The sequence below is a fragment of the Micromonospora sp. SD19 genome (genome assembly GCF_054462275.1).
Genome location: NZ_JBTLMN010000001.1, coordinates 1,206,442 through 1,227,916 on the forward strand (window position 1 = coordinate 1,206,442; position 21,475 = coordinate 1,227,916).

General features: G+C 72.8%; 15 protein-coding genes. 8 read left to right on the top strand and 7 right to left on the bottom strand.

Going from position 1 to position 21,475, the window contains the following annotated elements:
• Position 1 precedes the first annotated feature (1 nt).
• On the top strand, positions 2-1,222 hold the full coding sequence (gene ilvA, locus ACX27O_RS05630) for a threonine ammonia-lyase (RefSeq protein ID WP_458939017.1): 1,221 nt from the start codon (positions 2-4) through the stop codon (positions 1,220-1,222).
• 81 nt (positions 1,223-1,303) lie between these two features.
• On the opposite strand, the gene greA is transcribed toward ilvA, so the two are convergent.
• Both greA and ACX27O_RS05640 read right to left on the bottom strand, forming a co-directional pair.
• Positions 1,304-1,801, bottom strand: a complete 498-nt coding sequence (gene greA / locus ACX27O_RS05635) for a transcription elongation factor GreA (protein WP_030337948.1) — start codon at positions 1,799-1,801, stop codon at positions 1,304-1,306.
• A 156-nt stretch (positions 1,802-1,957) separates the two neighbouring features.
• Positions 1,958-2,398, bottom strand: a complete 441-nt coding sequence (locus ACX27O_RS05640) for a DUF4307 domain-containing protein (protein WP_210860908.1) — start codon at positions 2,396-2,398, stop codon at positions 1,958-1,960.
• Between the two features lie 201 nt (positions 2,399-2,599).
• Here ACX27O_RS05640 and mca point away from each other — a divergent pair, with 201 nt between their 5' ends.
• The 6 genes from mca to purE all read left to right on the top strand — a co-directional run bounded on the left by mca (position 2,600) and on the right by purE (position 10,595).
• A complete protein-coding gene (mca, locus tag ACX27O_RS05645) occupies positions 2,600-3,481 on the top strand; it encodes a mycothiol conjugate amidase Mca (RefSeq protein ID WP_030337950.1) in 882 nt (293 codons plus the stop codon).
• A 48-nt stretch (positions 3,482-3,529) separates the two neighbouring features.
• The gene (locus ACX27O_RS05650; protein WP_030337951.1) at positions 3,530-3,823 is read left to right on the top strand and encodes a hypothetical protein; all 294 of its coding nucleotides are present in this window, start codon (positions 3,530-3,532) and stop codon (positions 3,821-3,823) included.
• A 179-nt stretch (positions 3,824-4,002) separates the two neighbouring features.
• Positions 4,003-6,534, top strand: a complete 2,532-nt coding sequence (locus ACX27O_RS05655) for a putative bifunctional diguanylate cyclase/phosphodiesterase (protein ID WP_458939018.1) — start codon at positions 4,003-4,005, stop codon at positions 6,532-6,534.
• Between the two features lie 203 nt (positions 6,535-6,737).
• Positions 6,738-8,795, top strand: a complete 2,058-nt coding sequence (locus ACX27O_RS05660) for a thioredoxin domain-containing protein (protein WP_358127639.1) — start codon at positions 6,738-6,740, stop codon at positions 8,793-8,795.
• Between the two features lie 100 nt (positions 8,796-8,895).
• On the top strand, positions 8,896-10,071 hold the full coding sequence (locus ACX27O_RS05665) for a 5-(carboxyamino)imidazole ribonucleotide synthase (RefSeq protein WP_210863297.1): 1,176 nt from the start codon (positions 8,896-8,898) through the stop codon (positions 10,069-10,071).
• Positions 10,072-10,103: 32 nt separating this feature from the next.
• Positions 10,104-10,595, top strand: coding sequence for a 5-(carboxyamino)imidazole ribonucleotide mutase (purE, locus tag ACX27O_RS05670; RefSeq protein ID WP_210863298.1), 492 nt, complete (start codon positions 10,104-10,106; stop codon positions 10,593-10,595).
• 192 nt (positions 10,596-10,787) lie between these two features.
• Here purE and ACX27O_RS05675 read toward each other — a convergent pair whose 3' ends face one another.
• Together ACX27O_RS05675 and ACX27O_RS05680 are read right to left on the bottom strand one after the other, a co-directional pair.
• Positions 10,788-15,680, bottom strand: coding sequence for an SCO7613 C-terminal domain-containing membrane protein (locus ACX27O_RS05675; RefSeq protein WP_030337956.1), 4,893 nt, complete (start codon positions 15,678-15,680; stop codon positions 10,788-10,790).
• Positions 15,681-15,830: 150 nt separating this feature from the next.
• Positions 15,831-17,258 (bottom strand): UDP-glucose dehydrogenase family protein, encoded by a 1,428-nt coding sequence (locus tag ACX27O_RS05680; protein ID WP_030337957.1) that lies wholly within the window; start codon positions 17,256-17,258, stop codon positions 15,831-15,833.
• A 197-nt stretch (positions 17,259-17,455) separates the two neighbouring features.
• Between ACX27O_RS05680 and ACX27O_RS05685 the strand changes: the two genes are divergently transcribed.
• Positions 17,456-18,625, top strand: coding sequence for an acyl-CoA dehydrogenase family protein (locus ACX27O_RS05685; RefSeq protein ID WP_030337958.1), 1,170 nt, complete (start codon positions 17,456-17,458; stop codon positions 18,623-18,625).
• Positions 18,626-18,670: 45 nt separating this feature from the next.
• Here the strand turns inward: ACX27O_RS05685 and ACX27O_RS05690 are convergent, their stop codons facing one another.
• From ACX27O_RS05690 to ACX27O_RS05700, 3 genes are read right to left on the bottom strand one after another with little or no spacing between them, the layout of a single operon-like run.
• A complete protein-coding gene (locus ACX27O_RS05690; protein WP_051708900.1) occupies positions 18,671-19,285 on the bottom strand; it encodes a hypothetical protein in 615 nt (204 codons plus the stop codon).
• Complete coding sequence (locus ACX27O_RS05695) at positions 19,282-20,670, bottom strand: hypothetical protein (protein WP_051708901.1); 1,389 nt, start codon at positions 20,668-20,670, stop codon at positions 19,282-19,284. The genes ACX27O_RS05690 and ACX27O_RS05695 overlap by 4 nt, the downstream gene beginning before the upstream one ends.
• Positions 20,667-21,467: an ABC transporter ATP-binding protein gene (locus tag ACX27O_RS05700; protein ID WP_358127738.1), complete on the bottom strand. Its 801-nt coding sequence runs from the start codon at positions 21,465-21,467 to the stop codon at positions 20,667-20,669. Before ACX27O_RS05700 ends, ACX27O_RS05695 begins: the two co-directional genes overlap by 4 nt.
• Positions 21,468-21,475 lie beyond the last annotated feature (8 nt).

Sequence of the window (21,475 nt, forward strand, 5' to 3'; positions counted from 1 at the left end):
CATGACGGAACTGGTCGGTCTCGACGACGTGCGGGCCGCACGGGAGTTGCTCGCCGGGGTCACCCGCACCACCCCGCTGGAGCCCTCCCGCCCGCTCAGCGCGGCCCTGGGCGGGCCGACCTGGCTCAAGTGCGAGAACGTGCAGCGCGCCGGCTCGTACAAGGTCCGGGGCGCGTACGTGCGGATCTCGCGGTTGTCGGCGGCGGAGCGGGAGCGCGGCGTGGTGGCGGCGAGCGCGGGCAACCACGCGCAGGGCGTGGCCCTCGCCGCCGGCCTGGTCGGCACGCACGCCACCGTCTTCATGCCGGTCAACGCGCCGCTGCCGAAGGTGGCCGCCACCAAGGGGTACGGCGCGCAGGTCGAGCTGGCCGGGAACACCGTCGACGAGTCGCTTGTCGCCGCGCACACGTACGCCGAGCGCACCGGCGCGGTGCTGATCCACCCGTTCGACCATCCCGACGTGATCGCCGGACAGGGCACAGTGGCGCTGGAGATCCTCGAACAGTGCCCGGACGTGAAGACGATCATCACCGGGGTGGGTGGCGGCGGTCTGATCTCGGGCATGGCGGTGGCCGTCAAGGCAGTGCGACCGGACGTCCGGATCATCGGTGTGCAGGCGGCCGGCGCGGCGGCGTTCCCGCCCTCACTGGTGGCCGGGGAACCGGTCCGGCTGCCCGCCTTCGCCACCATCGCCGACGGCATCGCGGTCGGCCGGCCCGGCGAGATCACCTTCAACCACGTGCGCAAGCTGGTCGACGAGATCGTCACGGTCTCCGAGGAGGACATCTCCCGGGCCCTGCTGATGTTGCTGGAGCGCGGCAAGCAGGTGGTCGAGCCGGCCGGGGCGGTCGGGGTCGCCGCGCTGCTGGCCGGCGTGGTCGAGGTGGAGACGCCGGTGGTCGCCGTGCTCTCCGGCGGCAACATCGACCCGTTGCTGATGCTGCGGGTGATCGAGCACGGGTTGGCCGCCGCGGGTCGCTACCTGCGGGTGACAGTCCGCTGTTCGGACCGGCCGGGGCAGCTCGCGTCGTTGCTCAGCCAGATCGCCGAGCACCGGGCCAACGTGGTCGACGTGGAGCATCAGCGGGCCAACCCGCACCTCAGCCTCGGCGAGGTGGAGGTCGCGCTGTCGGTGGAGACCCGGGGCGTCGAACACTCGGACACGCTGATCAGCGCCCTGCGGGCCAGCGGCTATCAGGTGGTCTTCGCAGCCGAGGCGTGACACCGGTAGGTGCCACGCCTCGGATACGCGGTGTCTCGGTGCCGGCCTCGGTCAACCCGGCCGGCCGCTGTCGGCGACGGGTCAGCCGGAGAACGGCTCGAAGCTGACCACCGTCACCTTGATGTCGGCGCCGCTGGGTGCCGTGTAGGTGCAGGTCTGCCCGGCTCGCCCGCCCAGGATCGCCTTGCCCAGCGCGGACTCGGGGCTGTAGACGGTCAGGTCGGTAGTGGCCGCGATCTCCCGCGAACCGAGCAGGAACGTCTCGGTGTCGTTGGTGTCGTCGTCGAAGTAGATCGTCACCACCATGCCCGGCGACACCGCGTCGGCGGACGGGGCCTCGCCGACCTTCGCGGTGCGCAGCAGCTCCTGCAGGTAGCGGATGCGACCCTCGGCCTTGCCCTGCTCCTCGCGGGCGGCGTGGTAGCCGCCGTTCTCCCGCAGGTCGCCCTCCTCGCGCCGAGCGTTGATCTCGGCTGCGATCGCCGGACGGTTGGCGATGTGCTCGTCGAGCTCGGCCTGGAGGCGGTCGTACGCGTCCTGGGACAGCCAGGTGGCGGGCGCCTCGTTGCCAGTGGACACAGGCGTTCTCCTCAGTTGTGCGTGGCTGGCTGACAGGTGAACTACCAAGTTACCAGTGCGGTACGACACAGGGTGTCGGCCATCACCGCCGGTGTCCGGATCCGACACCCGCGGTAGGCGCTCGATCGACAGCGTTTCCAGTGCTGTTCGGGCAGCTCAGGACGGTGATTGGCAGCGCAGCACCTCGCCGATGAACGGCCGCGCGGTGGTGGCCAGGCGGTGTCGGGTCGTGACGTGCCGATCCCCGGGGGCGGCGGTCACGGTGACCTGTTCGCGGGCCACCTCGGCGCCGGCACGGTCCCGGGCCCGCAGCACGCAGACCGCCGAGCCACCCGGCGGGACTGTCACCCGGAAGTGGACGAGCACCTGCTTGTCCGTGATGTCGGTGTACGTGATCACCTGTGCGTCGTAGACCGGGTCGCCGTACTGCCGGTAGAGCCGGAACGAGATCACGGTCAGCGTCGCCACCAGCGCCAGCAGCGCCAGCGCGGCCAGCAGCGTACGGCGGCGCTTGCCGCCCGGTGCCCGACGCCGGCCGTAGCGCCCGGCCGGGAATTCCGGCGCAGCTGGTGAAATTGTGGCGTGCGTCTCGGTCACCGGCGGGTATCTCCTGGCGTTGTTGTCGGCGGCATCGGCAAGAATGACAGAGCCCCATCCTCCCACCCGGTCCAGCGGCAGGAATGGCAGGTCATGCCTGGCGCTGCTGGCCGGCGACAGGGTGCGGCGAGAAGATCCCGGCAGGTCAGCCGGTTGAGCCCGGTCGGGTCCACCGTCCGGCACAGACGAGGAGCGCCGAAGTTGGCAGAGCAACTGCGTCTCATGGCCGTGCACGCGCACCCGGACGACGAGTCGAGCAAGGGCGCGGCGACGACGGCGAAGTATGTCGCTCAGGGGGTGGACGTCCTGGTCGTGACGTGCACGGGCGGCGAGCGCGGGAGCGTGCTCAACCCCAAGCTCGACCGGCCCGACGTGTGGGCCAACATCGGTGAGATCCGGCGGGCCGAGATGGACGCCGCGCGGGCGATCCTCGGTGTCGACCAGGCCTGGCTGGGCTTCGTCGACTCGGGCCTGCCCGAGGGCGATCCGTTGCCGCCGCTGCCCGAGGGCTGTTTCGCCCTTCAGGACGTCGAGGTCGCCGCGGGTCCGCTGGTGCGGCTGATGCGTGAGTTCCGTCCGCACGTCGTCACCACGTACGACGAGGAGGGTGGCTACCCGCACCCGGACCACATCATGTGTCACAAGGTGAGCGTGGCCGCCTTCGAGGCCGCCGGTGACCCGGAGCGCTACCCGGAGCTGGGCGCGCCCTGGCAGCCGCTGAAGCTCTACTACGACATCGGCTTCTCCAAGGGCAAGATCATGGCGCTGCACGAGGGCATGCTGGCCGCCGGGCTGGAGTCGCCCTACGAGGAGTGGCTCAAGCGGTGGGAGGATCGGCCCGACAAGGGCCCCCGGATCACCACCCGGGTGGAGTGCGCCGACTACTTCCCGGTCCGCGATGACGCGCTGCGCGCCCACGCGACCCAGGTCGACCCGGACGGCTTCTGGTTCCACGTCCCGATGGAGTTGCAGCAACGCGCCTGGCCCACCGAGGATTACGAGCTGGCCCGCTCGATGGTCGACAGCCCGCTGCCCGAGTCTGATCTCTTCGCGGGGGTGCGGGAGACGGCGCACGCGCGCTGATTCCCGGCAGGGCTACCCTGGTTACCAACCGCACTTCGGAGGAACGCCATGCTGACCGCTGCCCAGGTGCTCGCGGAGAACAACTTCGGGGACACCCGCACGGGTGGTCTGGCCGGGCCGATGGGCCTGTTCCTCATCCTGCTGCTGGCCACCGCGACCATCCTGCTGATCCGCAACATGAACTCTCGGCTGCGCCGTCTGCCGGACCGTTTCCCCCAGCAGTCCGGGGCGGCCGACCCGACCAGGGCCGATGCGTCAGTCGTCGATCCGACAGACGGGACCGGGGGGCGGGATTCATCCACACCCGCTCCCAACGGGCACCAGCAGCACCTGAACGGGTAGCCGGCGCATGAATCACGCCGAACCGGGTGGTCGCCCCCTGTTGCGGCCACCCGGTTTGGCTTAGCCTTCCGCCGGGGGGACCAAAAGTCTCCGAGCCGTGTGCGGGAGGGGGCGCCGATGACCAGCACAGCACCGGCCGCCCGCCGCGACGTCGGTCGGTCGGCTGACGGGGGAGGTCGATGACCTCCGGTCCGGCCGACGACCCGTTCGATCGGCTCGGGGTGCGTGGCACACCGGGCCGGCTGCTCGTGCTCACCGCCGCCGTCACGGTGACCGCAGTGGCCGCCGCGGTGGTCGGGTTGACCCTCCCGGTCCGGCTGCCGGCCGACGACCCCCTCGGCGGTCCGGCCCGCTTCGGCATCGCCGTCGCCGTCCTCGCCCTCGCCCAGTTCGCCCGGCTGCGGTTCCGCTCGCCAGCGGGCATGGTCAGCATCACCTGGGGCGAGGCGGCCCTGATCGTCTGCCTCTACCTGACCCCCGCCGGCTGGCTCCCGTCCGCCACGCTGCTCGGCACCGGGCTGGCCTGGACGATCCTGTCACTGCACAACGACCGCCGTCCGGCCCTGGAGATCGTCCGGATCGCCGCGTCGCTCGCGGCCGCGTCGGCACTGGCGGTGTCCGTGACCACCGCGCTCGGGCGGCCGCTGCTCTCTGCGCCCACCCCGATGCTGGCGCTGGCCGTGATCGCCGGTTCGGTGACGTACCTCCTGGTGACCGCCTGGCTCGGCGGCGTGACGGTGGGTCTGCGGCACGGCCTGCCCATCGGGCCGCCGCTGCTCGCCGCGCTGCGCGGCAAGCTGCTGATGTTCGTCGGCAACGTGGCGGTCGGCCTCGTGGTGGTCGCGCTGCTGGAGCTCGACCCGCGCTGGTTGCTGTTGCTGCCGCCGCTGCTGTGGCTGCTGCAGCAGACCTACCGTTACCGGCTGCGCTCGGATCAGGAGCGCCGCACCTGGCGGGCCTTCGCCGAGGCCACCGCGGCCCTCAACCAGCTCGACGAGCGGGGGGTGGCCAGCGCGGCGGTCACCGGAGCGCTGACGCTGTTCAACGCCGAACTGGTGGATGTCGACGTGGCCCGGCCCGACGGCCGGTGGCACCGCTACCGGGGCGACGCCGGCGGTCAACTGGTCGACCGCGAGACCGGACCACCGGAACAGTCCGAACCGGACGAGCACGAGCTGAGCCGGGCGCTGTCGGTCGGTGCCGCGCCGGTCGGTCGGCTGCGGGTGCGGTTCCCCCGCTCGGCCCCGCCCACCGCCCGGGAACGCGACGCGGTGGCCGCGTTCGGCGACGCGCTCGCCGCCGCGCTGCACGACGCCGCTACCCACCACGAGCTGTGCCTGGTGACCGCCCGTTCGTCGTACGACGCGGTGCACGACCCGCTCACCGGGCTCGCCAACCGGGCGGCGATGCTGAGCAGGGGCGACCAGTCGCTGCGACAGCTCAGCCACGACCACCCGGTGGCGCTGCTGCTGCTGGACATCAACCAGTTCAAGGAAGTCAACGACACCCTCGGTCACGCGGCGGGCGACCAACTGCTGCGGCTGACCGCGAACCGACTCAACGCGCTGGTCCGCACCGGGGACCTGCTCGGCCGACTCGGCGGTGACGAGTTCGCCCTCCTGCTCACGGCGGTGCCGGTGCTCGGCGACCGGGCCGCCCCGATGGCCCACGCGCTGCGCCAGGCCCGCGAGATCGCCGAGCGGCTGGCCGCGCCGACCGAGGTGGCCGGCGTACGGATGTCCATCGAGGTCTCCGTCGGTGTGGTGGTGGCCGCCGCCGGCACCGCTGACCTGACCGAGCTGCTGCGTCGGGCCGACATCGCGATGTACCAGGCCAAGGAGGGCGGCGGCAACGTCGCCGCGTACGACGGCGCGCGCGACGCGGCCAGCACCGACCAGCTCGCCCTGCTGGCCGAGCTACGTGAGGCGTTGACTGTCGACGATCAGCTGGTGCTGGCACTGCAACCGGCGGTCGACCTGGCCACTGGTGCGCCGACCGGGGTGGAGGCGCTGATCCGGTGGCAGCATCCCCGGCGGGGGTGGCTGAACCCGGCCGACTTCATCCGGCCGGTGGAGAACAGCGAGCAGCTCGGCACCTTCACCCGCTACGTGCTGAACAAGGCGCTCAGCGTGGCCGCCGGTTGGGCTCGGGAGGGGTTGGACGTCCCGATCTCGGTCAACCTGTCGGCGCGCAGCCTGCTGGACCCCCGGTTGCCGGTGGAGATCGCCGACGCGTTGCGCCGCCACCAGGTGCCGCCGCACCGGCTCGTCCTGGAGATCACCGAGACGGTGGTGATGAGCGAGCTGGAGGTCATCGACGAGGTGTTGGCGACGCTGAGGTCGATGGGCGTGCAACTCGCTGTCGACGACTTCGGCACCGGCTTCTCGTCGTTGACGTTCCTCACCCGGATCGCCGTGGACGAGCTGAAGGTGGACCGCTCCTTCGTCATCCGGATGGCCGACTCGCCGGAGGCCGCCGCGATCGTCCGGACGACGGTGGGCCTTGCCCACGAGCTGGGGCTACGGGTGGTCGCCGAAGGGGTCGAGACCGCCGAGCAGCGGATGGCCCTGGCCGAGCTGGGTTGCACCTCCGCGCAGGGCTACCACTTCTTCAAGCCGATGCCGGCCGACAAGATCGGCGCGGTGCTCGGGTCGCTGCGCGACTCGGCGGAGTCGAACGTGTTCCGGCTCCGCGCCGACGGCGCATCCTGACCGACCGGCGCATCCTGACCGACCGGAGTGGTCTGACCGTCCGGCGTGGCCTGGGGCCGACCGGAGTGGCCTGACCGTCCGGCGTGGCCTGGGGCCGACCGGAGTGGCCTGACCGTCCGGCGTGGCCTGGGGCCGACCGGTCTCGGGTGGGACGTCCGGGTGGAGGCCGCGCGGTCCGCGCCGGGGCTGGCTATGGTCGTCAGGTGAACCGACTCGTCGACGCCACCAGCCCGTACCTGCTCCAGCACGCTGACAACCCGGTCGACTGGTGGCAGTGGTCGGACGAGGCGTTCGCCGAGGCGAAGCGCCGGGACGTCCCGGTGCTCATCTCCGTGGGTTACGCGGCTTGCCACTGGTGCCACGTGATGGCGCACGAGTCGTTCGAGAACGCGCAGGTCGGCGCCCTGATGAACGACAACTTCGTGTCGATCAAGGTGGACCGGGAGGAGCGCCCGGACGTGGACGCGGTCTACATGACCGCGACCCAGGCGATGACCGGCCAGGGCGGTTGGCCGATGACCGTCTTCGCCACCCCGGACGGCACCCCGTTCTTCTGCGGCACCTACTTCCCGCGACCCAACTTCATCCAACTGCTCGAGTCGGTCGCCACCGCCTGGCGGGAGCAGCGCGAGGCGGTGCTCGGCCAGGGCGCCGCCGTGGTCGAGGCGATCGGCGGCGCGCAGGCCGTGGGCGGCCCCACCGCCCCGCTGGACGCCCCGCTGCTCGACGCCGCAGCCGCCAAGCTGGCCAGCGAGTACGACGCCACGAACGGCGGGTTCGGCGGGGCCCCGAAGTTCCCGCCGCACATGAACCTGCTCTTCCTGCTGCGCCACCACCAGCGCACCGGCGACCCGACCAGCCTGGAGATCACCCGGCACACCGCCGAGGCGATGGCCCGGGGCGGCATCTACGACCAGCTCGCGGGCGGCTTCGCCCGGTACTCGGTGGACGCGCACTGGACGGTGCCGCACTTCGAGAAGATGCTCTACGACAACGCGCTGCTGCTGCGGGTCTACACCCAGCTGTGGCGACTCACCGGCGACCCGCTGGCCCGCCGGGTGGCCCGGGACACCGCCCGGTTCCTCGCCGACGAGCTGCACCGGCCGGGGCAGGGGTTCGCGTCCGCCCTGGACGCCGACACCGAGGGCGTCGAAGGGCTCACCTACGCCTGGACTCCCACCCAACTCGTCGAGGCGTTGGGCGAGGAGGACGGCCGGTTCGCCGCCGACCTGTTCACCGTCACCGACGAGGGGACCTTTGAACACGGCATGAGCGTGCTGCGGCTCGCCCGGGACGTGGACGATGCCGCACCCGAGGTGCGTGCCCGCTGGCAGCAGGTGGTCGGACGGCTGCTCGCCGCCCGGGACACCCGCCCGCAGCCGGCCCTCGACGACAAGGTGGTGGCCGCCTGGAACGGCCTGGCGATCACCGCTCTCGCCGAGTTCCAGCAGGTCGCCGCCGGGAACGTGTCCCCGCAGGACGAGGACGCCAACCTGATGGACGGCATCACCATCGTCGCCGACGGGGCGATGCGCCAGGCCGCCGAGCACCTGGCCACCGTGCACCTGGTGGACGGCCGGCTGCGCCGGGTCTCCCGGGACGGCAAGGTCGGCGAGCCGGCCGGTGTCCTGGAGGACTACGGCTGCGTGGCCGAGGCCTTCTGCGCCCTGCACCAGCTCACCGGCGAGGGCCGCTGGCTCACCGTGGCCGGCGAGCTGCTGGACACCGCCCTGGCGCGCTTCGCCGCCCCCGGTGGGGCCTTCTACGACACCGCCGACGACGCGGAACGGCTCGTCGCCCGCCCGGCCGACCCGACCGACAACGCCACCCCGTCGGGCCGGTCGGCGTTGATCGCCGGGCTGGTGGCGTACTCGGCGCTGACCGGGGAGACGCGTTACCGGGAGGCAGCCGAAGCGGCCCTCGGCACTGTCGCGCCGATCGTCGGGCAGCACCCCCGGTTCACCGGGTACGCGGCCATGGTCGGCGAGGCGTTGCTCTCCGGGCCGTACGAGATCGCCGTGGTCACCGACGACCCGGCCGGCGATCCGCTGGTGACCGCCGCCCGCCGGCATGCCCCACCCGGAGCGGTGGTCGTCGCCGGGCGGCCGGACCAGCCGGGTGTGCCGCTGCTCGCCGACCGTCCGCTGGTCGAGGGGCGGTCCGCCGCGTACGTCTGCCGGGGTTTCGTCTGCCAACGGCCGGTCACCTCCGTCGAGGAGCTGATCGCCGAGCTGGGCGGACAGCACGGCCACGCCCGGTAGTCGTCGCGCCGCCCGCCGGGTGGTCCTCCCCGCGCCCGCGCAGGTGGATCGCCGGCCCTCCGGGTGGGCGCGTCGGCGGCCCGGATAGGCTGGCCGCGCTATGGATTCCCGTACCGGTCTGCCAGTTGTCGGCATGGTGGGTGGCGGCCAGTTGGCCCGGATGACCCACCAGGCCGCGATCGCCCTCGGCCAGTCACTGCGTGTGCTCGCGACCGCCCCTGACGACGGTGCGGCGCTGGTCGCCGCCGACGTCCAGTACGGCGATCACACCGACCTGGCCGCCCTGCGTACCTTCGCCAAGGGCTGCGACGTCGTCACCTTCGACCACGAGCATGTGCCCTCCGAGCACATCCGCACGCTGGCCGCGGAAGGGGTGCCCCTCTACCCGCCGGCGGACGCGCTGCTGCACGCTCAGGACAAGCAGGTCATGCGGGAACGCCTGACCGAGCTGGGCGCGCCCAACCCGGCCTGGCGGCCGGTCGGGGAGCCCGCCGACCTCGTCGGCTTCGGCGAGCAGGTCGGCTGGCCGGTGGTGCTGAAGGCGGCCCGGGGCGGGTACGACGGTCGGGGCGTCTGGATGGTCGACGACGCCGCTCAGGCCACCGAGCTGGCAACCACCCTGCTCGCTGGCGGCACCCGGCTGATCGTGGAGGAGCGGGTGCCGCTGCGACGGGAGCTGGCCGTGCAGGTGGCTCGCTCGCCGTTCGGCCAGGTGGCCGCGTACCCGGTCGTGGAGACGGTGCAGCGCGACGGCATCAACGTGGAGGTGCTGGCCCCGGCACCCGGCCTGGACGAGGAGCTGGCGGTCTCCGCCCAGCAGCTCGCCATCGACCTGGCCACCGCGCTCGGGGTGATCGGTCTGCTGGCGGTGGAGCTGTTCGAGGTGCGTGACGACGCCGGTCGCCCGGCGATCGTGGTCAACGAGCTGGCGATGCGTCCGCACAACTCCGGGCACTGGACCATCGAGGGTGCCCGGACCTCACAGTTCGAGCAGCACCTGCGGGCCGTGCTGGACTACCCGATGGGTGACACCGCGTTGACCGCCCCGGTGGTGGTCTCGGCGAACGTGCTCGGCGGTGAGCCGGGCGGGATGTCGATCGACGAGCGGTTGCACCACCTCTTCGCGGCCGAGCCGGGTGCCAAGGTGCACCTGTACGGCAAGCAGGTGCGACCCGGCCGCAAGATCGGGCACGTCACGGTGCTCGGCGACGACCTGGACGACCTGCGGGCGCGGGCGGCACGGGCCGCGCGCTGGCTGCGCGAGGGCCACGAGTGAGCCACGATTTCGCCGACGACGAGAGGGCCGCAGTGAGCACGGTTGGGCTGATCATGGGCAGTGACTCGGACTGGCCGACCATGCGGGCCGCCGCCGAGGTGATGGACGACTTCGGGGTGGCGTACGAGGTGCGGATCATCTCGGCGCACCGGACTCCGGTCGCGATGATCGAGTACGGGCGCGACGCCGCCGACCGGGGTCTCAAGGTGATCATCGCGGGGGCCGGGGGTGCCGCCGCGCTGCCCGGCATGGTCGCCTCGGTGACGCCGCTGCCGGTGATCGGGGTGCCGGTGCCGCTGAAGCACCTCGACGGCATGGACTCGCTGCTGTCCATCGTGCAGATGCCGGCCGGGGTTCCGGTGGCCACCGTGTCGATCGGCAACGCCCGCAACGCCGGCCTCCTGGCCGTACGGATCCTCGGTGCCACCGACGAGGACCTGCGCGCCAAGATGACGACCTACCAGCAGGACCTGGAGAAGCTGGTGGCAGACAAGGAAACCGCCCTCCACGCCACCCTGCGCTAGCCCTCCCGCGACCCCGCCGCACCGCACCGCACCGCACCGCACCCGCGATCTTGCACTTTCGGTCGCTGTTTCGCGGCTCTCATCCCTTATGCCACAACAGAAAGTGCAAGATCGCGCGAGATGGGCGCGGGTGACGCGCGAGCCCGGCACACTCACCGCGCCCACTCACCCACACCGCCGTGACCCTCCGACTCATCTCATGCCGCGCAGGGCGGTCTGTAGGCGTTCCTGGGCGCGGCGGCGGCGCTCGTTGCTCGCGCCGAGCACCAGCAGCAGGATGCCCACCGGGATCAGCGCCAGCCACGGGCCCAGGCTGAACAGGGCGTGGATCGCCGCGATCGCGGTGACCGACGCACCGACGATCACCGGGGCCTGCTGCCGACTGGACGAGCCGAAGATCAGCACCGCGACCGCGCCCAGCAACAGCAGCATCTGCCGCATCGTGCTGGACTCGGTGGCCAGCACGATGGCGAGCGTCGGCACGAACGCCGCGACCAGCGCCGGACCGTACGCCACCCAACTGCTCATGTCCGGTCGATGGCGCAGTTCCAGGACGCCGACGAGGAGGGCAAGCGCGGCGAACGGCAGCGTGTACGCCTCGGGTAGCGCGACGTCGGCGACCCGCATCAGGATCCACCACGCGGTGATCTCGCAGAGCACCACCGCCCAGAACAGGATCCGGCGTTCCACCGGCCGACGGCCGGGTCGGGTGGCCGCCACGCCGAGGACAGCGCCCCAGGCGGCCAGCAGGGCGGCGATGTGTCGGGGCGAGTCGAAGGCGAGCGCCAACGCGATCAGCGCGGCGGCGTAGCCGGACCACTCCACGGTGGAGGCTTCCCGCTGCGACTCGGGGCGGCGCAGCCGGGGCAGGGTGGCGGCGAGCACCTGGAGGACGGCGCCGACGGCCAGCACCCCGAACGCGGACCAGACCGCCGCCAGCCCGGCGACCAGGCCGGCGGTGAGCACGAAGAGCTGCGCCATCAGTGAGGCGAAGAGCCAGCCGAGGATGCGCGCCCGCTGGGTGGTGCCGTACAGCGCCGCCACCGCGCCGACCCCGACCGCGCTGCCGAGGGTGAACAGGGTCATCTGCCGGTCGGCCAGGCTGCCGGCGAGCCCGGCGCTCCCACCGGCCAGACCGATGGCGAACACCAGCACCCGGGCCAGCCGCAGCGAGCGGGCCCGCTCGACCAGCGGCGGTGGTGGGGTCAGCGCGAGACCGAGCATCGCGATGGTGAAGACGGAGAGCGCGGCGATGGTGCTGGCGGGCCAGCCCTGGCCCAGCGCGATGGGTGCGATCAGCAGCGTGACGGCTGCCCCGGGCAACACCACCGGCACGGCCCGGGACCGTCGCCCGCCGCTGAAGCCGGTGGCGGCCAGCGCGGCCGTCGCGGTGAGCAGCAGCGCCGTCAGCACGTGGGTCGGATCGACCACGTCCGGCGGCGGGGTGAGCAGCCCCGGCGGCGGGCCCTGCCAGATCCGGGTCAGCGTGCGGTGCGGCTCGACGAGTGCGGTGATCAGCGCCGGCCCGATCGAGGCGAGCGCCAGGGCGGTCGGTAGCGCTGCGGCGGCCAACGCGCCGGCGGCCGGGTTGACCCGCCACCGTCGTCGCTCCGGGTCGTCCGGCAGCCGCCGTAGGGCGCCGTCGAGTCGTACCGCCCAGCGCCGGACCGGCTGGGCGGCGCCGGTGGGCGGCACGGTGGCCGCGCGGATCAGCTCGGCCAGCACACCGAGCAGGGCGGCAGCGGCCGCGTAGACGCCCGCGGCGAGGCCGGTGGGGATGGCGGCGAGGGCGCTGATGGTGGCCCCGCCGACCACCGCCACGCTGACCCAGGGCAGATATTGCGGCACCTGTCGCCGCACCGCTGCCACGGCGGCCAGGCCGAGGCTGGTGGCCGCCAGCGCGGCGGTCAGCACCACCTCCGCCGAGTGTTCGAACTCGGCGGACAGTGCCGCCACCGCACCGGGCAGGGCCAGCAGGGCGGCACCGATCGCCGCGCCGCCGATCTGCGCCAGGTGGGGCGGCATCCCCTCGGTGTCGATGTCGGTGACCTGTGGGTCGGCGAGAACGCGGGCCAGCGTGGCCACCACCACGCCGATCAGAGCGATGCTGCCCAGCGCCAGGGCTGTGGTCCACGGGCGGACCAGCCCGGCACCGGCGGCGTGCAGCGCGACGACCCCGGCCACCGTGGCCCGGGACAGCCCGGCGCGCGCCTCCTCGGTGGCCACCGCGGCCATGCCGAACACGGTGGCGACCATTCCGCCGACCAGGACCGGCGACCACCAGGCCAGATCGAACGCGGCCGGCGCGCCGATGGTGGCGAGCACCACCGCCACCCCGGACACGTCCCAGCGCCACGGCGGTGGGAGCAGAATGCCCGCGGCGAGGGCCAGCAGCGCCAGCGCGACCGGCGCCTGCCAGGTGGCACCGCCGACGGGGGCGGCCGGCCAGTCGCTCAGGTCGCCCCTCCAGATGGGGCCGGGGGTGGCCAGCACGCCGACCCCACCGCGCACCGCCGACCAGCCGGCGAGCACCCCGATCAGGGCGCCGCCGACGGTGAGGCCGAGGATCGGTCCGCGTCGCCACTCCTCGGGCATGCTGCGGGCGCCCACGGCGACCACCAGGAGCAGGGCGGCGGCCACCGCCAGCTGCGCGCCCGGGGCGAGGACCGCCCCGATCCGTACCAGGGTGGCGATCAGGGCGGTCGTGACCGCCGCGGCGGCCAGGTCCGAGCCGTCGAGGGTGAGGTCGGCGCGACGACCGGCGTCGATGGAGGGGGCCAGGAAGAGCAGGACCGCGGCGACCAGCAGGAGCGCGCCGACCCAGGCGTCGGCGACGGTCGCGCCGGGCGCCCCGAACGCGGCGGCGGTGACCACCAGCGCGCCCAGCCCGGTGCCGACCGACAGCGGCGCGGGGATGTGGCGCTGGGAGACCTGCACGACGGCGGCGTAGCCGAGGGTCACACAGACCGCCAGGAAACTGGCCGCCAGGATCGGGACGGTCACCTCTCGCAGGCTCGCCGGAGTGGGGGTCGGGTCCTTCGGCATGGTCGCGGCCACGAACGCGGCCACCGCACCGGGCAGCGCGAACGCGGCGCCACCGGCGGCCCAGGCGGTTACCGTGTCGGCGGCGGCCGAGGCGATCCGGATCCGGGGCGCCAGCGCGACCAGCGTGCCGGCCGCGAACAGCGTGATCAGGACCGCGGCCGTGAGGGTGGGGCTGGTCAGGCTGGCGCCCGCACCGAACAGGCCGACCACTGCCGCCCCGACGGCGTGCGCCAGAGCGGCCCGGTCGGTGCGGGCGGAGAGCCCGATGACCCCGATGCCGATCGCGGTGATCACCATCGGCCACGGTGCCGTCGCCCAGCCGAGACCGAACGAGGCCGGTACGGCGAGCGCCGTCAGCGCCGCTCCGGCCACCGCGAACTCCCGGCGGATCTCGGTGGGCAGGGCCAGCACCGCCGCGATGGTGAGCAGGAACGCGGCCCCCGCGAGCTGCCAGCCGGTCGGCCCGACGGCGGCGGCCAACTCGCCCGGGTACCGGCTGAGGTCCGGGTCCCAGGCGGGCAGCGCTGCCCGTACCGGTGCCACCCCGGCGCGCAGCGCGCCACCGGCGACCACCAGACCGCTGACTGTCAGGGCCACCGCGGACGCGATCTGCGGGCCACGTCGGGCCGCCTCCGGGACGGCGCGTACCGCCAGCCCGGTCACCGTGATGACCGCCGCGATCAGCAGCAGCGCCCGACCGGGGAGGGCCACCGAGGCGATGCGGCTGAGCGCGCCGATCACGGCCAGGGTGACGACGCCGGCCGCCACGTCGGGCAGCGGCGGACGACGCAGCACCAGCGCGCCGGCCAGCCCGATCAGGGCGGCCAGCAGCAGCACCACCCCGGCGCCGGTCGCGGTCGGCACGGCCTGTGCCCGCAACAGGGCGGTGACCGCGTACGCCAGCGCGACGGCGACCGCCAGAGCGTGCAGCAACCAGGTCAGCTCCGGCAGGCCGGGCACCGGGCGGGCCGGCTCCGGGTCGGCGGAGCCCGCGCCGGCGTCGATCAGCTCGGCGGCCTCCTCCGGGTCGCCCTCCGGCCGGCTCTCGGCATCGCGTCGGCGGGGCGCCGACGGCGTTCCCGGCGATGGCAGGTCCTGCCGGACGGGGCGTTCGACTGTCACGCTGGAGCGGGTCAGGCCGAGGTTGACGAGAGCGACCACGGCCAGCACCAGTGCCCAGCCGCCCGGGCCGGTGATCTGGTCGTACGCGAGCAGAGGCAGCACCGGCTGCGCGGCGAGCACCGTCGCGAAGCGGGGCGCGCGCAGACCGGTCCAACGGGCGTACCCGAACGCGACGACGGCGGTGACCGCGAAGATCACCCCGGCGAAGACGGTGCCGGAGCCGCTGTCGGCGCCGATCCGGTCCACCGCCCAGAGGGCGTTGCCGGCGAGCGGCACCAGCAGCAGGCCGACCGCGGCGATGGTCTCGGCGGTCGAGGTGAGCCCACGCCGGGCCAGCGCCGGGGGGGTCAGCAGCATCAGCACTGTGGCCAGCAGCAGGATGCCCAGCCGGGCCAGCGCGTCCATCGAACTGGTGGCCACGGCGGCGAAGACCACCGCGGCCACGCCGAGCAGCAGCGCACCCAACCCGAGAGGGATGTTCTGCACCTCGCGGGAGGAGGCCTCCGGCGGGTTTTCCGGGTCGTCCACGTCCAGCCAGGTGGCCCGGGGCGGGGGCGGCGGATCCTCCGGGGCGGTCGGAGCGCCCTGGCGGGGCACCCGGGGCGGCGCGCCCATGGTGGCGGTCGGTGGCCGCCGGCCGGGACGGCGGCGCAGCACCCGGCGTGGCCGGGTGGCCTGCTTGATGCGCTCCTCGCCGGCGTGGGCGAGGATGTCCCGCTGGAAGAGCGCGGCCTGCATCTTGGCGGCGATCTGGCGCTGCTCGCGCGCGATGGCGGCGTCGCGCGCCTTCATCTCCGCTATCGAACGCTCAATGTCGGCCAGGTGCTCGACCCACTGTGGTTGATCTGCCCCACAGTGCGGGCATCGAACGGCCGGCTTGATCTCCCGGCCGCACGAGGAGCATTGAAAGGTCGCCACGACACCCCTCCACCCGCACTGTGGACTCCCACTGTCGCAGCATGCCCAAAGCTGGCGCGGATTTCGACTCTTGTCGGCGGGTCCCGGGCAAACAACGACACCGGCCGGCCATCGAGATGCTCGATGACCGGCCGGTGGGCGTCTGTTCCGTCAGGGGCGGCCCATGCCCCGGTACTCCCAGCCGGCCTGGGTCCACAGTGCCGGGTCGAGGCAGTTGCGGCCGTCGACGACCTTGCGGCCCTTGACGAACTCGCCCAGGGCGACCGGGTCGGCGTTGCGGAAGTCGGCCCACTCGGTGAGCACGCAGACCAGGTCGGCGTCGGTGACGGCCTCGTTCATGCTGGCCTCGTAGGTCAGCTCGGGAACGGCGCGGCGGGCGTTCTCGGTGCCCTGCGGGTCGTACACGTGCACGTCGGCGCCGGCCTTCTGCAGCAGCGCGGCGACGGCGAGCGCCGGGGCGTCGCGGACGTCGTCGGTGTTGGGCTTGAAGGTGGCGCCGAGCACGGCGATCCGGGTGCCGGCGAAGTCCGGGCCGGCCGGGCCCGAGCGGCGGCCGAGCAGGTCCGCGGCGAGCTGAAGCACCCGGGTACGTCGGCGCAGGTTGATCAGGTCGACCTCGTGCAGGAAGCGCAGCGCCTCACCGGCGCCCAGCTCCTGGGCGCGGGCCTGGAAGGCCCGGATGTCCTTGGGCAGGCAGGCGCCGCCGAAGCCGAGACCGGCCTGGAGGAACCGGTTGCCGATCCGCGGGTCGTAGCCGATCGCGCGGGCCAGTTGGGTGACGTCGCCGCCGGAGGCCTCGCAGACCTCGGCCATCGCGTTGATGAAGGAGATCTTGGTGGCCAGGAAGGCGTTCGCGGCGACCTTGACCAGCTCGGCGGTGGAGAAGTCGGTGACCACCAGGGGTACCTCGCGGTCCTCCGTGGCGGCCAGGTCGAACACGCCCTTGTGGGCGGCGTAGAGCATGCCGTTGGCCCACTCGCTCTTGACGCCGACCACGATCCGGTTGGGCCGCAGGACGTCGTCGACGGCGAAGCCCTCCTGGAGGAACTCGGGGCTCCACGCCACCTCGACGTTCAGGCCGTCGGGGGTGTGCTTGTCGACGAGCTGCTCGACCCACTCGGCGGTGCCGACCGGCACGGTGGACTTGCCGACGATCAGGGCCTTGCGGGTCAGGTGCTGCGCGAGGCTGGTGACCGACGCCTCGACGTACGACAGGTCGGCGCCCATGCCGTCGGCCCGCTGCGGGGTGCCGACGCAGATGAAGTGCACGTCACCGAAGTCGGCGGTCTCGGCGATGTCGGTGCTGAACCGGAGCCGGCCGGCGGCGAGGTTGCGCCGCAGCAGCTCGTCCAGGCCAGGCTCGTGGATCGGCACCTGGCCGGCGTTCAGCTTTGCGATCTTGTCGGCGTCGACGTCGAAGCCGAGGACCTCGTACCCCAGTTCCGCGTAGCAGATGGCGTACGTCGCGCCGAGGTAACCAGTTCCCAGGAAGGTCACCCGCGGCCGGGGAGCGCCCGAGGGCGGAGTCACCGCGGCGATGGCGGGGGTCGGCTGGATGGTGGGGTAGGGGATCGTCACGCCTGTCTTCTCCGCTCGCGCTGGCTAGCTCACTGTCTCGGTCTTCATCATGGCTGAGCGCGTCGGGTGCACCATCTTGCCCATGCCTACGCGCCGGTAACATCACCTGAACTGCAGTCGCTAGTCTTCAGTCTGCGCGGTCGGCGGTCAGGAGTCGTCACAGACTGCGCATGATAGCGGTGAAGGGGAGGGCCGAGATGGCCGCAGGGGAGTCGTTCGACGTCTACCGGTTGCCCGATGAGCACCAGGCGATCCGGGAAGCGGTGCGTGAGGTCTGCGCCGCGAAGGTGGCTCCGCACGCCGCCGAGGCCGACGAGACCGGGGAGTTTCCCAAGGCGTCCTACGACGCGTTGCGGGCGGCTGACTTCCACGCACCGCACATCCCGGAGGAATTCGGCGGCGCGGGGGCGGACGCGCTGGCCACCGCCATTGTGATCGAGGAGGTGGCCCGTGCCTGCGCGTCCTCCTCGCTGATTCCGGCGGTGAACAAACTCGGCACGATGCCACTGCTGCTGGCCGGTTCCGCCGAGATCAAGAGTCGCTACCTGACGCCGGTCGCGGCCGGTGACGCCATGTTCTCGTACTGCCTCTCCGAGCCGGAGGCGGGCAGCGACGCGGCGTCCATGACCACCCGGGCGGTACGTGACGGGGATCACTGGGTGCTCAACGGCGTGAAGCGCTGGATCACCAATGCCGGCGTGTCCGAGTTCTACACGGTTTTCGCCGTCACCGACCCGTCCGCCCGTTCCCGTGGCATCTCCGCCTTCGTGGTGGAGAAGTCCGATTCCGGGGTGAGCTTCGGCGCGCCGGAGAAGAAGCTCGGCATCAAGGGCTCGCCCACCCGCGAGGTCTACCTCGACAACGTGCGGATCCCGGCCGACCGGATGATCGGCGCGGAGGGCACCGGCTTCGCGACCGCGATGAAGACCCTGGACCACACCCGGGTCACCATCGCCGCGCAGGCCGTCGGCATCGCGCAGGGCGCGCTCGACTACGCCAAGGGGTACGTGGCCGAGCGTCGACAGTTCGGCAAGGCGGTCGCCGAGTTCCAGGGCATCCAGTTCATGCTCGCCGACATGGGCATGAAGCTCGAGGCGGCCCGCCAGCTCACGTACGCGGCGGCCGGCAAGTCGGAGCGCGGCGACGCGGATCTCACCTACTTCGGCGCGGCGGCGAAGTGCTTCGCCTCCGACGCCGCCATGGAGATCACCACCGACGCGGTGCAGCTGCTCGGTGGCTACGGCTACACCCGGGACTACCCGGTCGAGCGGATGATGCGCGACGCCAAGATCACTCAGATCTACGAGGGCACCAACCAGGTGCAGCGGATCGTCATGGCCCGGCAGCTGCTGGCCGACGTCGTCTAGGGCTCGCTCCGATGCTCCGGGGTCTCCGGAGCATCGGAACGTCCGTCACTGGTCGGGGGACGTCTCACTCACCGGCCGCACGGGGCAACCCCGCACCGCGTACGCGAGCAGTCCGGTCACCGCCAGCACGACGGCGCAGGCGGTGGCGGCGGTGGTCCCGGCAGGTTGGATCAGCCAGCCGGCGACCTGCATCTTCAGGTCCCGGCTGGGCACCATGATCGGCAGTACCGCGATCAGGGTCCAGGTCAGCGGGGCGATCCAGGACAGGGCGGCACCCAGCACCGTGGCGCCGAGCGCGGTGAGCCCGAGCAGCCCCGCGGTGTTGCGCACCGTCACCGCGAACGGCTCGTAACGCGCGTCGGTGACCATGCTGAGGGCCAGCAGCGCGGTGATCGCGGCGGCGGCGAGCAGCAGATGACCGGCGCGCCGTACCGGCCAGTTGACCGCCATGGTGTGGTCGAGGGCCCCGTCGGCGCCGTCGAGCGTGCTGCCGACCGCGACCACCGCCAGCATGATGGCGAGGCTGGCCGTCCGGGCGCTGATGGTCGCCGAGTCGGTGTAGGCCAGCGACAGCGCCCAGGCCAGTGCGATCAACGCGGTCACGGTGGCCAGGGCGAGGGGTACCCGGCGGGCGCGCAGGTGCAGCTGGAGGAACCTCACGGCCGGCCCGTCGGCACGTTCGCCACCAGCTCGTCGTCCCGGCAGGCCAGGGCACCCTCGCGGGCCGCCGCCATCCGACGTCGTTGTTCGACCTCCGGGAGGTTGACCAGCGCCTGGTACGCGCCCACCAGCTGGGCCATCTCCGACGGGGGCCACCCGGGCTGCGGGGCCGGTGGCCGACCGGTCAGCCAGGCGGCGGCGACCATCCGGGCCTCGTACACGTCGCCCCGCACCGACTGGTCGCCGCACTCCTGCCGCCAGGCGGCCTCCAGCAGGGCCGGCAGGAAGTAGTCACCGGACAGGTCGGCGCGTCCCACCCGGTTGATGGTGGGGGTGTCGAAGACGATCGTGTCGGCGGAGTGCCGGGCCGGGGCAGTGTCCGGGTCCGGCCGCGCCCAGTAGGTGACCTGTTGCGTCTGGACCGCCCGGACCGGTGCGTTGGGCAGCTTCGCCGCCATCATGGCGAGCGCCTGCCGGGCCGGGCCCACCACGTCCGGCAGCAGCGCGGCGTGCGTCCGTGTCACGCAGACCTGCGGGCCGTCGTTGTCGCACACCAGCTCGACGGCGACCGGGTCGACGACCGCCGCCCCGCGGGCTCCGCCGACGGGCAGGAGCGGTAGGGCGACCGCGACGCCGAGCAGCGCCGGGAGCACGGCGAACGCGACGGCGCGGCGGCGGACGGCGCCGAGCAGCAGCAGGCCGGTCACGGCGAGAGACACCAGCCACAGCGCCTGCAGCAGGCTGACCCGGGTCGCGATCGTCTGGAAGTCGTCCAGGCCGGTGAACGTCGGTAGGAGCAGCACCCCCGCCGGTTCCTGCCGGAACTGCCCGATCTCCGCGCCCGTCGCGGGTGCCGTGATCCACTCCGGCACCAACGCCACCAGGACGAACCCGAGCACCGCGAGGACCGGCGCGGTGATCACCCGGGGCACGGCCCGGCCGGCGGCCATGCCCAGCCAACCGGCGGCGATCAGCGCCGGAACGCCGACCGCGGCGACGACGATCGTCGCGCTCGGGAAATATCCCGCCGTCGGCACCACCCACCCGGCGGCCACCAGGAAGACCACGACGTACGCGGCGACCACAGTGACCGCGAGAGCGCTGGCGGTCGGCACGACCCGCTGCCACCGTGGCCGGACGGTGCTGGCGAACAACTCGTTGACGCGGCAGCGCGCGTCGCGCCGCCCCAGCCACGCCCCACCGGCCAGCGCGAGTGGCAGCAGCATGATCAGCGTCGACCGGGCGAGCACCGCCAGTTGCATCCACCGCCCCGCGAAGAACTGGGTGGACGACAGCAGCAACGCCGCGCCGGTCACCAGCAACAACAGGCCGACGCCCAGAGCCGCCGACCGGCGTAGCTCGATGCGGAGGATTCGTCCGGTCACGCCGACACCCGCTCCCGGTGGGCGCGCAGCAACGACGAGTAGCCGCGTTCGGTGGCGCTGTCGCCGGCGTCGGCGTCGCCGCCCTGCGCGGCCAGCTCTCCCGTGCTGCCCTGCCACACCAACCGACCCTCGCTGACCAGCACCACATCGGTGCAGGCCACCGCGACGTCCTCCACCAGGTGGGTGGAGACGAGTACGCAACTGTCCAGGCCGATCTCCCGCAGCAGCTCACGGAAGTCGAGGCGTTGCTCCGGGTCCAGGCCGACCGTCGGCTCGTCGAGCAGCAGCACCGTCGGATCGTTGACGATCGCCTGGGCGATGCCGGCGCGGCGCAGCATCCCGCCGGACAGCGTCTTCATCCGGGAGTCGGCGCGGTCCGCCAGGCCGACCCGTTCGACGGCCCGTTGCACAGCGCCAGGGATGACCGCCTTCGGCATCTCCTTGAGCCAGGCGATGTACTCGACGAACTCGCGGACCGTGAAGCGCGGGTAGAAGCCGAAGTGCTGCGGCAGGTACCCCAGGCCGCGGCGGACCTGGCGCAGGTCGGCACCGGCGGTGACCTCCTCACCGAGCAGTGTCAGCCGCCCACCGGCCGGCTTCACCACGGTGGCCAGGGCTCGCATCAACGTGGTCTTCCCGGCGCCGTTGGGGCCGAGCAGCCCGTGCACACCGGTGCCCAACCTCAGGTCCAGACCGTTGACCGCCAGGTGTCGGCCGGCCCGGACCCGCAACGTCTCGGCGTGCACCGCCCACGCGGAGGTGGACGGCGCGGTCTCCGCCACGCTGACCGTACGCATCATCGTGT

What these genes read in the sequence shown, in the direction of transcription:
- ilvA (WP_458939017.1), top strand. Translation starts at nt 2, where the DNA reads ATGACGGAACTGGTCGGTCTCGACGACGTGCGGGCCGCACGGGAGTTG.
- ACX27O_RS05650 (WP_030337951.1), top strand. Translation starts at nt 3,530, where the DNA reads ATGCTGACCGCTGCCCAGGTGCTCGCGGAGAACAACTTCGGGGACACC.
- ACX27O_RS05655 (WP_458939018.1), top strand. Translation starts at nt 4,003, where the DNA reads ATGACCTCCGGTCCGGCCGACGACCCGTTCGATCGGCTCGGGGTGCGT.
- ACX27O_RS05665 (WP_210863297.1), top strand. Translation starts at nt 8,896, where the DNA reads ATGGATTCCCGTACCGGTCTGCCAGTTGTCGGCATGGTGGGTGGCGGC.
- ACX27O_RS05685 (WP_030337958.1), top strand. Translation starts at nt 17,456, where the DNA reads ATGGCCGCAGGGGAGTCGTTCGACGTCTACCGGTTGCCCGATGAGCAC.
- ACX27O_RS05700 (WP_358127738.1), bottom strand. Translation starts at nt 21,467, where the DNA reads ATGCGTACGGTCAGCGTGGCGGAGACCGCGCCGTCCACCTCCGCGTGG.